The sequence below is a fragment of the Aeromicrobium sp. P5_D10 genome (genome assembly GCF_054049535.1).
Genome location: NZ_JBFUME010000005.1, coordinates 161,402 through 174,401 on the forward strand (window position 1 = coordinate 161,402; position 13,000 = coordinate 174,401).

At 65.8% G+C, this 13,000-nt stretch carries 15 protein-coding genes and 1 riboswitch; of the genes, 4 read left to right on the forward strand and 11 right to left on the reverse strand.

Annotated features, from left to right (window positions below):
* Positions 1 to 42 precede the first annotated feature (42 nt).
* The 11 genes from ACXJKC_RS11190 to ACXJKC_RS11240 all read right to left on the reverse strand — a co-directional run bounded on the left by ACXJKC_RS11190 (position 43) and on the right by ACXJKC_RS11240 (position 8,100).
* Entirely contained in the window at positions 43 to 1,296 is a 1,254-nt protein-coding gene (locus tag ACXJKC_RS11190; protein ID WP_456696792.1) for a hypothetical protein, read from the reverse strand.
* Positions 1,293 to 1,772 (reverse strand): hypothetical protein, encoded by a 480-nt coding sequence (locus ACXJKC_RS11195; protein ID WP_456696793.1) that lies wholly within the window; start codon positions 1,770 to 1,772, stop codon positions 1,293 to 1,295. The genes ACXJKC_RS11190 and ACXJKC_RS11195 overlap by 4 nt, the downstream gene beginning before the upstream one ends.
* Positions 1,769 to 1,951, reverse strand: coding sequence for a hypothetical protein (locus ACXJKC_RS11200; RefSeq protein WP_456696794.1), 183 nt, complete (start codon positions 1,949 to 1,951; stop codon positions 1,769 to 1,771). Before ACXJKC_RS11200 ends, ACXJKC_RS11195 begins: the two co-directional genes overlap by 4 nt.
* Entirely contained in the window at positions 1,948 to 3,774 is a 1,827-nt protein-coding gene (locus ACXJKC_RS11205) for a hypothetical protein (RefSeq protein ID WP_456696795.1), read from the reverse strand. Before ACXJKC_RS11205 ends, ACXJKC_RS11200 begins: the two co-directional genes overlap by 4 nt.
* A gap of 132 nt (positions 3,775 to 3,906) precedes the next feature.
* Positions 3,907 to 4,107 carry a cold-shock protein gene (locus ACXJKC_RS11210; protein WP_456696796.1) on the reverse strand — a complete coding sequence of 67 codons (201 nt, stop codon included), beginning with the start codon at positions 4,105 to 4,107 and terminating at the stop codon, positions 3,907 to 3,909.
* Positions 4,108 to 4,173: 66 nt separating this feature from the next.
* The gene (locus ACXJKC_RS11215) at positions 4,174 to 4,452 is read right to left on the reverse strand and encodes a MoaD/ThiS family protein (RefSeq protein WP_456696797.1); all 279 of its coding nucleotides are present in this window, start codon (positions 4,450 to 4,452) and stop codon (positions 4,174 to 4,176) included.
* A 38-nt stretch (positions 4,453 to 4,490) separates the two neighbouring features.
* Positions 4,491 to 5,762, reverse strand: a complete 1,272-nt coding sequence (gene thrC, locus ACXJKC_RS11220) for a threonine synthase (RefSeq protein WP_456696798.1) — start codon at positions 5,760 to 5,762, stop codon at positions 4,491 to 4,493.
* An 11-nt stretch (positions 5,763 to 5,773) separates the two neighbouring features.
* A riboswitch (SAM riboswitch) is annotated at positions 5,774 to 5,888 on the reverse strand.
* A gap of 110 nt (positions 5,889 to 5,998) precedes the next feature.
* A complete protein-coding gene (locus ACXJKC_RS11225; RefSeq protein ID WP_456696799.1) occupies positions 5,999 to 6,469 on the reverse strand; it encodes a hypothetical protein in 471 nt (156 codons plus the stop codon).
* On the reverse strand, positions 6,459 to 7,250 hold the full coding sequence (gene otsB / locus ACXJKC_RS11230) for a trehalose-phosphatase (RefSeq protein ID WP_456696800.1): 792 nt from the start codon (positions 7,248 to 7,250) through the stop codon (positions 6,459 to 6,461). The genes ACXJKC_RS11225 and otsB overlap by 11 nt, the downstream gene beginning before the upstream one ends.
* A gap of 8 nt (positions 7,251 to 7,258) precedes the next feature.
* Positions 7,259 to 7,798 (reverse strand): LytR C-terminal domain-containing protein, encoded by a 540-nt coding sequence (locus ACXJKC_RS11235; protein WP_456696801.1) that lies wholly within the window; start codon positions 7,796 to 7,798, stop codon positions 7,259 to 7,261.
* A gap of 5 nt (positions 7,799 to 7,803) precedes the next feature.
* A complete protein-coding gene (locus tag ACXJKC_RS11240; RefSeq protein ID WP_456696802.1) occupies positions 7,804 to 8,100 on the reverse strand; it encodes a DUF3263 domain-containing protein in 297 nt (98 codons plus the stop codon).
* A gap of 116 nt (positions 8,101 to 8,216) precedes the next feature.
* On the opposite strand from ACXJKC_RS11240, the gene ACXJKC_RS11245 reads away from it, so the two are divergent.
* From ACXJKC_RS11245 to ACXJKC_RS11260, 4 genes are read left to right on the forward strand one after another with little or no spacing between them, the layout of a single operon-like run.
* Entirely contained in the window at positions 8,217 to 9,644 is a 1,428-nt protein-coding gene (locus ACXJKC_RS11245; RefSeq protein ID WP_456696803.1) for an alpha,alpha-trehalose-phosphate synthase (UDP-forming), read from the forward strand.
* Between the two features lie 36 nt (positions 9,645 to 9,680).
* Positions 9,681 to 11,027, forward strand: coding sequence for an MFS transporter (locus ACXJKC_RS11250; RefSeq protein WP_456696804.1), 1,347 nt, complete (start codon positions 9,681 to 9,683; stop codon positions 11,025 to 11,027).
* A complete protein-coding gene (locus ACXJKC_RS11255; protein WP_456696805.1) occupies positions 11,017 to 12,441 on the forward strand; it encodes a pyridoxal phosphate-dependent decarboxylase family protein in 1,425 nt (474 codons plus the stop codon). The genes ACXJKC_RS11250 and ACXJKC_RS11255 overlap by 11 nt, the downstream gene beginning before the upstream one ends.
* Positions 12,438 to 12,929, forward strand: a complete 492-nt coding sequence (locus ACXJKC_RS11260) for an ASCH domain-containing protein (protein ID WP_456696806.1) — start codon at positions 12,438 to 12,440, stop codon at positions 12,927 to 12,929. The genes ACXJKC_RS11255 and ACXJKC_RS11260 overlap by 4 nt, the downstream gene beginning before the upstream one ends.
* Positions 12,930 to 13,000 lie beyond the last annotated feature (71 nt).

Below are 13,000 nucleotides of genomic sequence, written 5' to 3' on the forward strand. Positions count from 1 at the left end.
CAACGTACCTGCGGGCACCGACATTCAGTCCCACGCTCTGCGTCAGACCGAGAACAGCAGGTACAGACCGGTGAACGTATACGCGACCATCAGGACCAGCATCGCCAACTGCCCCGTCAGGCGATGGCTCCTGGGCAGCAGGGTCAGGGCTTTGTCGTGTGCGGCGATGACGGCGAGCACATGGCCGATCACGACGCAGCTGACCTTGATCGCGGCGAGCAATGAGGTGTGCTCGGTCAGGAAGTAGGAGATATCGGGCTCACCGATCGGGTTCCAGCCGCGACCGAGCGGATCGAGCAGGGCGAAGAACACCGACTGACCCTTCTCGAGGAGGTAGGTCAGATAGTGGGCGAAGATGTAGCCGACCACGATCGGTACCAAGGAGTGCGCCAGCAGGCCCGGCATCGCACGACGTCGTTGGCTGCTCACTCCCCCCGTCGCCATCGACGCGGCCACGAGCAGCGTCCCGACGATCACGCAGAAGGCGAGCAGCGTGGCCGTATTTTGCAGACCCGACAGTGACTTGCTCTGCCAGAACGACGAGGCGGAGAAACTGTCGTAAGCCGTCGATCCGAGCAAGATCGCGAGCACCGCGACGAGTCCGGGTGCCACGGGGACCTGTGGCAGTGTGCGCAGCGGATTGTGCAGCCGCCAGCGGCCGCCCTTCACGAACGGCGACAGCCGGGCCACGATCGCGCTGTAGACGTCGAATGGGTCGGCCCGATCGAACCAACGAGGGCCGAACGCGAACCCGCCCGCCAACATCGCGGCGACGTAGATCGCGACCCACGTCCGCACCGCGCCCACATCACCCGGATCGTCCGAGGCGAGTTCGAGCCAGACGAACGCGAAGAGGCCGATCGCCGCAGGCCAGTAGCCGAGCCGCTCGGGGTAGGTCCACACGCCGCGTCCCGTCATGCTCCGCCACGGGGAGAGATCGCGCCACACATGGCCGGCCGCCAGCGCGAGGGGCACCAGGCCCACCCACACGAAGATGTAGAACGCCTGGACACCGCCGTTGCCGGCATCGGACGGGCCGGCGAACAACGCGACCAGAACCCATGCCGCCAGGACGAACCCGACGACCCCGAGCCAGCGGCGGCGGGCCGGGGGCGCCACCGCGCCAGGTTCGTCGGCGAACCGGGGCTCGGTCCAGGCCAGGGCCAGCACCGCGAACGAGATCGTCAACGCCCACGATGCGCCGACCATCGCATAGATGAACGGGATCGGCAGGTCCGTCGCGCCGCCCACACCATGTGCGGCCAGACCCCGAGTCGCGAGCTCGGCCCGGATCACGGACGGACGACGAGCTGCACGATCGTGACACCCAGATGGTGCGCCTCGACCGCGACCTGGCCCGGACGCTTCAGCGTGAACGACTCGGTGACGGTCTCTCCGGGCACCAGCTCGTACGAATGCTCCGGATCGGAATGCACATGGATCTCTTCCGCGGCGTCCGAGCTCATCTCGAACGTGACCTTGTCGCCGACCTTGACCTCGACCCGGTCACCCTGCGGTGTCGCCTTGCCCTCCTTGATCGCTATCTTGACAACGGTTCCCTGAGCTTCGGCGGCCTTGCGGGCGACTTCTTCTGAGAGCTCATCCTGGGCCGCCTGGGCCTGCTCGGCTTGCTTCTTGGCCTGCTCCCGAAGCTCGTCCTCGGCGGCTTTGGCAGATGCGCTGGTCGGCGAGAGGTCAGGCTTGTCGTCCGAGCTGCTACACCCGGCAACGACTATCGACATAGCAGCCAGGCCCACCATCAGATTCTTCATTCAGTCTTTCCTTCATCTTCGAAAGCGCGCTCGAGGAGCTCCTGCTCCTCACGCTCGGCCACCCGGTCCTTGCGGGCGATATAGAGGACGACGCCGACCACGACCACTGCCGGTACGATCGCGGGGATCGCGAGCAGTGCGACGTGGTGGGCCAGTAGCTGCTCACCAGCGGGAGTCATGAGGTCAACGTAGTGGTTCTGTCGACTTCCGCGGCGGCTTCTTGCTCCTCGATCCTGCGAGCGACCCGCGAGACCGCGACGCAGATCCCGAGGATTATCCCGAGGCTGCACAGCAGGACGATCAAGTTGGCGACGGTCCAGATCCAGGCCGGGTGATCGTCGGTGCGTTCGCGCTGCAAGATGTCGATCTCCGGAACGAAGTCGCGGGTGAACGACGCCTCCGCGGGCAGTTCGGCAGCCTTCAACGGCGCATCGGCAGGCAAGAAGATCGGCACGGCAGCTAGCGTGCGTCCGTCCTGCACACGAAGCAGGGTCTTCCAGTTGCCACCGACCGGAACGGGTCGCGTCGACTCGAAGGAGTTGGTGCCGGTACGCCGCAAACGGTCCGTGACGACGCCTTCGCCGCCACCTTGCCAAGCCGTGATCTGGACCCAGGCCGGATCGTCGTCGATCACGCCGTCGGACAAGGTGACCTGCGCCATGACCTCGGGCGATTCTGCCGAGCCGACCTGGGTCAGCGCGAATTGGGCCGATGCATCCTTGGGAACCGTTGCGTGCAGGCCATTGGCCACTGCCCCCGACAATGCCAGGACCGAGGCCACCACGATGACCCGGCCGACGTTCTTGGTCGGCAGTCTGCCCTGCAAGCCCATCGCGAACAGCGCGCCGCACAAGCCGGAGGCGATCGCGACGGGCACTGCCATGAGCAGACCTTCGACCCACATGTCCTGCGTCCACGGGAACGCGAAGACCCGGTCATTCCAGAGCTTCTCGATGACAAGCCCGACGGTGCCGATCAGCAGGCCGCCGATCGCCCCGAACCACAGGGGTTTGTCCTTGAGTCGCGACAGTGCGAGCAGTTCGACGATGACCGCGCTGCCGAGATACAGCGGGAAGACGTGGTGCGCCTCTCCCATGACGTCGGTGACGACGAACGAGATGATGCCGCGCATCAGCAAGAAGAACACTGCGGCAGCGATCGCTGCTCCGGGGCCGAGGTACAGCCGGGCCGCGACGAGTGTGAGCCCGGCCGCCGCGACGATCATGACCGGCGCGAAGACCATCCGGAACTGGGCGATTCCGAAGTCGAATTCGGCCTGGAACACCGACAGCCCGATCAACAGGCCACCGAAGGCGGTCGAGGTCATGACGGTCCGCAGCCAGGCCGGCTGGGCCTTGCCGCGCAGTCGCATCGCGATCTCGGCCTCACGGTTGAGCAAGATGATGCCGGCGGTCGACAATCCGGCGCCACCGATCAGCATCAGGTGGGTCGGACCCCACAACGTCACGTCCTGACCGAACAACCGGTGCCAGACATCGTCGAGGGGAAAGCCGATCAGGGCGTACAGACCGCAGGCGGCGATGAAGATACCGCTGACCGGTGCGTACCAGTTGCGGGTGATGCGAACCGCCGCGATACCGGGCTTCTCACCATCACGCGGGTAGACGATCGCCGACATACCGGCGACGAACAACGCGAACAGTCCGTACAGGATCAGATAGTGCGCCGGATTGGCAAGCGGTCCCGCGTCACGGCCCCTGCCCGCATGGAGACTGACATCCCACATGAAGCCAAGCAGTGCCACGACGAGCGAACTGGCGACGAACATCGTCGGGATGGTCGACCAGCCAGGTTCGCCGTACTGGGCGCCCAGACGTTTGCCCAAGCGGTCGAGCCAGTCGATGCGGTGAGTGCGGTGGGCCCAGGCGATCACGAGCAGGACGACCGTCACGACGGTGGCGGCGACGGAGAGCCAGATGACTTGCTGGAGCTCGGCGCCCCCCACCGGGGCAGTCACGGGATCTGCGGCAGCAATGAACATACCGGGAGTATGTCAGTGCGGATGTGTCATGGCAAGTGTCATATAGGTCCGGCCGACGCGGCGTGACGCGCGTCAAAAATAAGAACAGGCCCGGTCCCCCCGGACCGGGCCTTACACTTCTCGCGCGCTGGTTCAGTTGGCGATGACCTCGTGAGCCTCTCGACCCTTGGGACCATCGACGACCTCGAACTCGACCTTCTGGCCGTCCTCGAGAGTCTTGTAGCCATCAGACGCGATCTTGGACCAGTGGACGAAAACATCATCCTGGCCCTCGACTTCGATGAACCCGTAGCCCTTGTCAGCGTTGAACCATTTGACGGTGCCTTGCACCATGCCGCCACTCCCACCTGTCACCCAAAAGATCCACCTGCCGAGGACCTCCCCCAGAGCCTATATGGCTCAGCAGCCTCCGGCTACGGCGGGAATAATCGAGACCTGGGCGCCCGCGGGCGTCGGGGTGTTCAGACCGTCGGCGAAACGGACATCCTCTTCGGCCACGTAGATGTTGACGAAACGGCGCAGCTTGCCCTCGTCGTCGATGACGCGCGCCTTGATGCCCGGGAATTCACCCTCGAGCGATTCGATGACCTCGCTGAGGGTCGCGCCTTCGGCGGTGACCTGCGACTGGTCCTGAGTGTAGGTACGCAAGATGGTGGGAATTCGAACGTTGATGCTCACGGTGCTCCTCGGAAAGATCTCTGTGGACGGGTGCGGATTCAGGCGATACCGGCGGCGACAAAGGCGTCGTACGTCGGTGCGATGGTGGCGGCGGGCCCGACGAGATCGCTCACGGCGTCGAGCGTCTTGAGACCGTGGCCGGTGTTGATCACGACGGTTTCGAGCTCGGGATCGAGCGCGCCGGTCTCGACGAGCTTTTTCAGGACGCCGACCGTCGTGCCACCGGCGGTCTCGGTGAAGATCCCTTCGGTGCGGGCCAACAGCACGATGCCCTCGCGAACCTCGTCGTCGGTGATGTCGGCGATCGCCCCACCGGTCTCGCGGCAGATGTCGAGGACGTAGATACCGTCCGCCGGGTTGCCGATTGCGAGCGACTTGGCGATCGTGTCGGGCTTGGTCGGCTTGATGACGTCCCAGCCCTCGCGAAAGGCCTCGGACACCGGCGAGCAACCTGTTGCCTGGGCGCCGTAGATCTTGACCGGCTTGTCCTCGACGAGCCCGAGCTTGACCAGCTCACGGAATGCCTTGTGGACCTTGGTCAGCTGCGAACCGGAGGCGACCGGGATCACGACCTGGTCGGGCAGGCGCCAGCCGAGTTGTTCGGCGATCTCGTAGCCGAGCGTCTTGGAGCCTTCGGCATAGAACGGGCGGACGTTGACGTTGACGAACGCCCAGCCGTCCTCTTCGCCGGCGATCTCGCTGGCGAGCTTGTTGACGTCGTCGTAGTTGCCCTCGACCGCGACGAGATTCTCGGTGTAGATCGCCGAGTTGACCTTCTTGGGCGTCTCGAGGTTGCTCGGGATGAACACGACGGTCTTGATACCGGCACGGGCACCGGCCGCGGCGACGGCATTGGCCAGGTTGCCGGTCGAGGGGCAGGCGAAGACCTTGCTGCCGAGCTCCCGCGCGGCGCTCAGGGCACAGGCCACGACGCGGTCCTTGAACGAGTTGGTGGGGTTGGTGCTGTCGTCCTTGACCCAGAGCTTGGTCAGACCGAGCTCGGCGGCGAGGTTGCGCGCATCGAGCAGGCGGGTGAAGCCGGGCTCGAGATTGGGGCTGAGCTCGATGTCGTTCGGGACCGGCAGCAATGCCTTGTATCGCCAGATATTGGCGGGGCCGGCTTCGATCTGCTCACGGGTGATGGCCGGGAAGTCGTAGGCGATCTCGAGCGGTCCGAAGCACTCGGTACACACGTAGTGCGGGCCGAGCACCTGGGTCGCACCGCACTCGCGGCAGATCAGCCCGGTCGCGTGGCCGAAGGCGCCTTCGCGGATCGTGGTGCTGGTGGTCGTGTCGGCGGTGATGGTCACGCGTGTCTCCCTGGTCATCTTTCCCGGATCGACTGTCGTCCGGGACGGATTGAGCACCTGGTCGCATGTTGCGGCTGGTTGCTGGGGTGTCGTCGGGCCGTGTCCCTATACCCCTCTGGATGAGTAGTCACAGCCTAAACAGCCGTCTCACGATGTGTCCACTCGGTCCGAATGCTGGACAAAAAGTGACCGCCATCCGGGCACCCCTCCCCGCGAGTGGCGCAAAAGGGTCGGTTTTAGCCCCGGAATCCGACCCTTTTGCACCACTCGCGGGGTGTGGGGGGCGGGTAGTTACCGTCGGCGAGGTTCGCGAGGCGTTCGAACGGGTTGTACGACGAGTGGTCCCCGGCGATGAGCCACGAGACGCCGACGCAGATGAAGTACGCCGGCAGCATCACGACCCCGAGGACGAACGCGTACTGCGTGCAGTGCCGGTCCTCGTGCCGCAGCAACGTCTCGCGTCCCGCGAAGTACGCCGGATCGTGCTTGGACACGATGACATTGCCGATCGTGAAGGCACTCGCGACCGGGAACGACCAGCGATATCGCGTCGCAAGGTATGTTCCACGCCCGCGCCGCACAATCGTCGCGCCGCCGAGCCGGGCGATCAGTAGGCCCAGAAGCGTACTGAGATTAAGCCAGTTCAAGACCATCCGTACCCGCGTCCAGCGGGTATGCGGCAATAATCCCGATTGGTTAGAACTCATCCGCGAGAGCTTCGAGCCAATCGGCGACGGCATCGGGTCCGGCCAGCACCAGGTCGGCCCGCGCGACCAGCGCGTCCTGCTCGGGCGAGGCCGAGCAGATCAACAGGCCGGCTATCCCCTCGGCCCTCAAGGCATCGACCGCGTCGAAGGCCGGCAGATCGCCCAGATCGTCACCGGCGAAGATGATCTGGCGAGCATCCAACTCGGCGACCAACCGCCGCACCGCGACACCCTTGTCGCTGCCGGGCGCCCGCAGCTCGATGACCTGCCGCCCCGGCTCGACGGTGAGACCCAGCTCGGTGGCCAAGGTCTTGATGGGCACACGCAGGACGTCGAGAGCCTGCGGGCCGCTCTCGCGGGTATGGATCGCGATCGCCAGGCCCTTGTCCTCGATCCGCAGATCACCGAGGCCGAACTCGGCCAACCATCCCGGCAGCAGTTCGGCCAGCCGGGCGATCTGTGGGGGCCGTTCGGGCCGATTGCGCACAGTGCCGTCGGCACTCCAGCGCTCAGCTCCGTACTGGCCGTAGATCACGAGACGCTCCAAGCCCGCGCGTCCCTCGAAGCCGCCCAGCTCGAGTGCCTGGTCGATCGGGCGCCCCGTGACGATGGCCACCTGACCCAACACCGCGCCGAGACGCGCGAGCGCGTCGACGGAGCGGGGATGGACGAAGGCCCGAGTGGGATCGTCGACGATATGCGAGAGCGTGCCATCGAAATCGAGAGCCAGCAGGGTTCCGCCGGGATCGGCGACGACGGCAGCGCGGGTGGACGAGGGCATACCCTCCATCATGACTGCGGCGACAAGATGATCGTGAGTCGGTCCATCCTCATCGGCGCGACGCTCGGTCGGATCCGGTCGATGTCGACGTCATCCGACAGCAGTTCTGCCTGCGCCTTGAGGTCCGGCGGATAGTAGATCGTGTTGCCGTCGATCGCCCCTCGCCAATTGCCGATCCCGTCGAGAGTCCAGCCGGCCGCACTGACTTTGCCGGAGAAGGCCCTCGCTGCGCCGACGATATTGGAGTTGTTGAGCACCGAGACCCTGGCGTCACGCGCGACCGCCGGAGCAGTCGTGGTCGCCGATGGGGTCGGTGTCGTGGCAGTGGAGGTCGGCTTGGGCGTCTTGGTCTTCTTGGTCGGCTCCGGCGATATCGAGATCGACGGCTTCGTCACCTTGGGCGTGGCCGAGGAATCGTCGGAATCATCGAGCAGCAGCGCGCCGAGCCAGCCGGCCCCGCCGACGCACAGCATGATCGTCAGAACGATGAACCATCCGGTCGGCACGTAGGCCTTGCGAGTGGGGACGTTTTTGCGGTGTTCCACCATGCGGGTCAGAGGTCGATGCCGAGGCGCCTGGCCGAACGACTGCGCTGACGCTGAGCACGAAGCCGACGCAGGCGCTTGACCAGCAAGGGGTCGAATGCCAAGGCGTCCTCGCGATCGATCAACGCGTTGAGAACCTGGTAGTAGCGCGTCGCCGACATGTCGAACTTGTCGCGGATCGCCTGCTCCTTGGCTCCGGCGTACTGCCACCAGAGCCGCTCGAGCGCCAGGATCTCCCGGTCACGCTCCGACAACGAGGGTGCTGCGGTCTCCTGTGCGGCGTTCGACTTCTCCACGGCGCTCATATAGCGATCCTAGGCCATGAATAACAGCGATGTCATTCGGTTGGCACGATAAGCCGTTGCGCGTCGCCCCCGAGTCGCAACCGGTGCGACAACCAAGTCAACGCTAAGGTGGCGACATGGCCGCCGGCGCAGCAGACTTCGTCGTGATAGCCAACCGTCTGCCCGTCGACCGGGTCACCGGTCCGGGCGGGGAAACGATGTGGCGCACATCGCCCGGCGGTCTGGTGACCGCGCTCGAACCCGTCATGAAGCGCAACGGCGGAGCCTGGATCGGCTGGCACGGCGCCGCGGACGAGAAGGTCAAACCATTCGACCACAACGGGATGCACCTCGTGCCGGTCCCGCTCAGCGAGGACGAGGTCGCTGAATACTACGAGGGATTCTCCAACTCGACGCTGTGGCCGCTCTACCACGATGTCGTTGCCCCGCCTGAATTCCACCGCGAGTGGTGGGACTCGTACGTCCGGGTCAACAAGAGATTCGCCGAGAAGGCCGCCAAGGTCGCGCGCGAGGGCGCTGTGGTGTGGGTGCAGGACTATCAGCTGCAGCTCGTACCGACGATGCTGCGAGCTTTGCGCCCCGATCTGCGCATCGGCTTCTTCTTGCACATCCCCTTCCCGCCGACCGAGCTGTTCCAGCAATTGCCGTGGCGGCGCGAGATCCTCGAAGGTCTGCTCGGCGCCGACCTGGTCGGATTCCAGATGCCCGGTGCGGCTCAGAACTTCGTGCGCCTCGTACGTCAGCGCGTCGGGCACAAGACCCACCGCGACATGATCTATCTCCCGGACGGTCGTACCGTGCTCGCCAAGGCGTACCCGATCTCGATCGACGCCGCCGGATTCGAAGAGCTCGCCCGCACTCCAGACGTGATCGCCCGCGCGGCCGAGATCCGTGAGAGCCTCGGCAATCCCAAGGTCGTACTGCTCGGCATCGACCGCCTCGACTACACCAAGGGACTCCGTCAGCGGCTGCGCGCCTTCGGCGAGCTCATCGCCGACGGCTCGCTGCACGTCGACGATGCCGTGTTCGTGCAGGTCGCGACGCCATCGCGCGAACGCGTCCAGCAGTACAAACTGCTGCGCGACGACATCAATCGACTCGTGGGCCGTATCAACGGCGATGTCGGGCGGATCGGGCAGCAACCCGTGACGTACCTGCACGCGTCCTATCCACGTACGGAGATGGCGGCGCTGTACCGGGCGGCCGACGTCATGGTCGTCACCCCGTTGCGCGACGGCATGAACCTCGTCGCGAAGGAATACGTCGCGTGCCGCTACGACGATCGGGGCGCCCTGGTGCTCAGTGAATTCGCCGGGGCGGCGTCGGAGTTGAAGTCGGCGTATCAGGTCAATCCGCATGACATCAACGGCATGAAGTCCATGATGCTGGCCGCGATCAACGCCAGCCCGCGCGAGAACGGCCGCCGTATGAAGGCGATGCGCAAGCAAGTCATGGAGAACAACATCGAGTTGTGGGCCGCCAACTACCTCGAGGAACTCACCTCCGATCGCGAACTGCACGAGAAGAACCCTCGCCCGGTTTAGGGCGCGGGCGGGCCCCCGATCCGGTAGACATGTCGTATGTCTGAGCCGCTGACGCCTGCCGTGCGGCGTGGATATGCCTTGGGCAGCGTCGCCACCGGGACGTTCGGCACAGTTCCCGGCCTCCTGCTGCTGCCGTACCTGACCGACTCCCTCGGCATAGCCGCCGTGGTGGCCGGATTCATCGTCTTCTTGCCCAAGGCGTGGGACGTCATCTTGAACCCCATCGCCGGACGCCTCAGCGACCGCTCGACGTCACGGGACGGAAGACGCCGACCGTTCCTGCTGAAAGGCGGTCTGGCGCTCGCGGCGTGTTTCGCGATGCTGTTCGCCGGGCCATCCGGCCCCCCGCTGCTCGCCGCCCTCTGGGTCGTGTTCTGGTTCCTGGCGTGCGCGACGGCCTACGCCTTCTTCCAGGTGCCGTATGTGGCGATGCCCGCCGAGATGACTCTCGACTACGCCGAACGCACCCGGCTGATGACCTGGCGGGTCATCGTCCTGGCCCTCGCGATCCTGCTGTCAGGGGCCACCGCGCCCATGATCGTCGATGCCTTCGGCGGCGAGGAGACCCCGCGCGGATACCGCCTCATGGGCGTCTACGTCGCCATCCTGCTCGTGATCGGGGTGATCGGCGCTTGGCGCGGAACCCGCGACGCGCCGGAGCACCGGGTCGAGACCGCAGGCGGTTCACTACGAGATCAGCTTCGTCTGGTCGGTGGTTCGAGCAACTTCCGGGCGCTGCTGACCGCTTTCGTCCTGCAGGCCGTGGGCGTCGGTGCGATGCTCGCGGGCGTCGCGTACGTCGCCGATGACCTGCTCGACGACAAGGGTGCAGCCACGATCCTCTTCGCGGCATTCGTCGCACCTGCTCTGCTCGTCACGCCGTTGTGGGAGCGATTCGCCGAGCGGAGGGGCAAGCGGTCGGGCTACCTGTTCGCGTCGTGCTTCTTGGTAGCCGGCGCCGCCGCATTGATCTTCGCCCGCGAGGCGCAGACCACGATCGTGTACGCGGCGGCAGCCCTCGTCGGTATCGGCTACGCGGGGGCGCAGGTCTTCCCGATGGCGATGTTGCCCGATGTCGCTGCGGAGGACGCCCGCACGTCCGGCTCGAACCGGATCGGGGTCTTCACCGGCGTGTGGACCGCCGGCGAGACGTTGGGCCTCGCGATCGGACCGGGACTGTTCGCGGTGATCCTCGCGATCGGCGGATACGTGTCGTCAACCGATCACACCGCGGTCCAGCCCGACAGCGCGCGTACCGCGATCGCGGTCGGCTTCTCATTCGTGCCTGCCGTACTGATCGCGGTCAGCATGCTGTTCCTACGCCGTTACGCGCTGGACTCCCAGCTCAAGACCAGCGCCCCCGAGGAGGGTCATGTCGACTGAAGGAATTCTGGCTCAGCTCGAACAGCTGCGCGCCCACGACCTGCCGACACACGGTGGACGGACGCTGGCCTACGTCTACGATTCCGGACTGGCGGACGCCGATGCGCTCGGCAAGACGGCTCTGGCGATGTACGCCTCCACCAACGGTCTCGATCCGACGGCGTTCCCGAGCCTCCTGTCGATGGAACGCGATCTGGTCTCATTCGCCCGGGACATGCTGCACGGCAGCGATCACGCTGTGGGATCTGTCACGAGCGGCGGCACCGAATCGATCCTGCTCGCGGTGCAGACCGCACGTGACGCCGGCAAGGTCGCCGATCCGGTCATGATCGTGCCGACCACGATCCACGCCGCCTTCCACAAGGCTTCGCACTACTTCGGCGTCGAGCGGATCGCCGTCGACGTGGACCCCGTCACCAAGAAGGCCGATCCGGCCGCGATGACCGCCGCGATGGACGAATACGGCGACCGGGTCGTCCTGGTCGCGGCGTCGGCCCCGTCGTACGCCCATGGGGTCATCGACCCGATTGCTGCGATCGCTGCCGAGACGTCGGCACGCGGTCTGCGGTTCCACGTCGACGCCTGCATCGGCGGTTGGGTCCTGCCCTGGGCCGAACGTCTGGGGCACCCCGTCGAGCCCTGGGACTTCCGCGTCGCAGGAGTCACCAGCATCTCCGCCGATCTGCACAAGTACGCCTACACGCCCAAGGGCGTCTCACTGCTGCTGCACGCGACGCCCCAGCTGCGGAAGGCACAGTTCTTCGCAAGCGCCGACTGGCCCGGGTACACGATGCTCAATGCCACGACCCAGTCGACCAAATCGGGTGGACCGCTCGCCGCCGCTTGGGCGGTCGTCAAGCTGATCGGCGATGCGGGCTATCTCGACCTGGTGCGCACGACACTCGACGGCACCGCGGCGCTCACGACGGGTGTCGAACAGCAGGAACACGTCAGGCTCGTCACTTCGCCCGAGTCATCGCTCGTCACGCTGGAGACCGACGGAAGCTGCGATGTCTTCACGATCAGCGACGAGATGTTGACCCGAGGCTGGTTCGTGCAGCCCCAGATGAGCTTCCGCGATATGCCTGCCTCGCTTCATCTCACCGTGTGTGCCGCGACGGCTCCTGCGGTGCCGGAGTTCCTCACCGCGCTGGCCGAGTCCGTGGCCGCAGCAGTCGCTGCCGGGCCGATCGTGATCGACGAGGGACTGCGCGCCGCGGCGGAGTCGATCGATCCGGCGACCCTCGACGATGAGGCTTTCGACGGGCTGCTCGCGCTCGCGGGTCTCGGCTCCGACACCGGGGAGGTCACCGTCCCAGAACGCATGGCACCGGTCAACGCATTGCTCGATATCGCGCCTCCGGCGTTGCGCGAGGCACTGCTCATCGCATTCCTCGATAGGCTCTCGAGATGACCGCGGACGAGATCGACACCTTCTGGACTGCAGCGCGCCACCAGACTCGCACGAATCCCGTTCCCGGCTATCTCGGCACCTATTCCGGGGAAGCGCTCGCCCCGCCGGCGTGGGCCTTCGGGGCAACCCCAGAACAGGCCGACGAACTCATCGCCCTGGTGCTCGACGGCACCAAGACCGCGACGGCGAGCGCCCAGTGGGACTACGAGCACGAGGGCGAACAGCTGCCCCGCGTCGGCGATCTGTCGATTGTCCTCGACGGCTCGGAGCATCCCCGTGCCCTGATCGAGGTGACCCAGGTCGAGGTCAGGCCATTCGACGATGTCGATGCCGAGCACGCGCTCCTCGAAGGCGAGGGCGACCGATCCCTGGAGCACTGGCGCACGGTGCACGAACGGTTCTTCACCGATCATGCCGGCCACGACCGCGGATTCACCCCGGCGATGCCGGTCGTGCTGGAACGGTTCAGGGTGCTGTACCCGCGCTGAGCCTTTCAGGACGTCATCCCGCCAGTACGTACGTTGTCACAAGGAGGATGACGTAACAGGGTGGTTAGAGT

Coding starts and splice junctions, on each gene's coding strand:
- ACXJKC_RS11205 (WP_456696795.1), bottom strand. CDS start 3,774: ATGTTCATTGCTGCCGCAGATCCCGTGACTGCCCCGGTGGGGGGCGCC.
- ACXJKC_RS11235 (WP_456696801.1), bottom strand. CDS start 7,798: ATGGTGGAACACCGCAAAAACGTCCCCACTCGCAAGGCCTACGTGCCG.
- ACXJKC_RS11245 (WP_456696803.1), top strand. CDS start 8,217: ATGGCCGCCGGCGCAGCAGACTTCGTCGTGATAGCCAACCGTCTGCCC.
- ACXJKC_RS11195 (WP_456696793.1), bottom strand. CDS start 1,772: ATGAAGAATCTGATGGTGGGCCTGGCTGCTATGTCGATAGTCGTTGCC.
- ACXJKC_RS11240 (WP_456696802.1), bottom strand. CDS start 8,100: ATGAGCGCCGTGGAGAAGTCGAACGCCGCACAGGAGACCGCAGCACCC.
- ACXJKC_RS11260 (WP_456696806.1), top strand. CDS start 12,438: ATGACCGCGGACGAGATCGACACCTTCTGGACTGCAGCGCGCCACCAG.
- ACXJKC_RS11210 (WP_456696796.1), bottom strand. CDS start 4,107: ATGGTGCAAGGCACCGTCAAATGGTTCAACGCTGACAAGGGCTACGGG.
- otsB (WP_456696800.1), bottom strand. CDS start 7,250: ATGCCCTCGTCCACCCGCGCTGCCGTCGTCGCCGATCCCGGCGGAACC.
- ACXJKC_RS11200 (WP_456696794.1), bottom strand. CDS start 1,951: ATGACTCCCGCTGGTGAGCAGCTACTGGCCCACCACGTCGCACTGCTC.
- ACXJKC_RS11225 (WP_456696799.1), bottom strand. CDS start 6,469: ATGAGTTCTAACCAATCGGGATTATTGCCGCATACCCGCTGGACGCGG.
- ACXJKC_RS11255 (WP_456696805.1), top strand. CDS start 11,017: ATGTCGACTGAAGGAATTCTGGCTCAGCTCGAACAGCTGCGCGCCCAC.
- ACXJKC_RS11250 (WP_456696804.1), top strand. CDS start 9,681: ATGTCTGAGCCGCTGACGCCTGCCGTGCGGCGTGGATATGCCTTGGGC.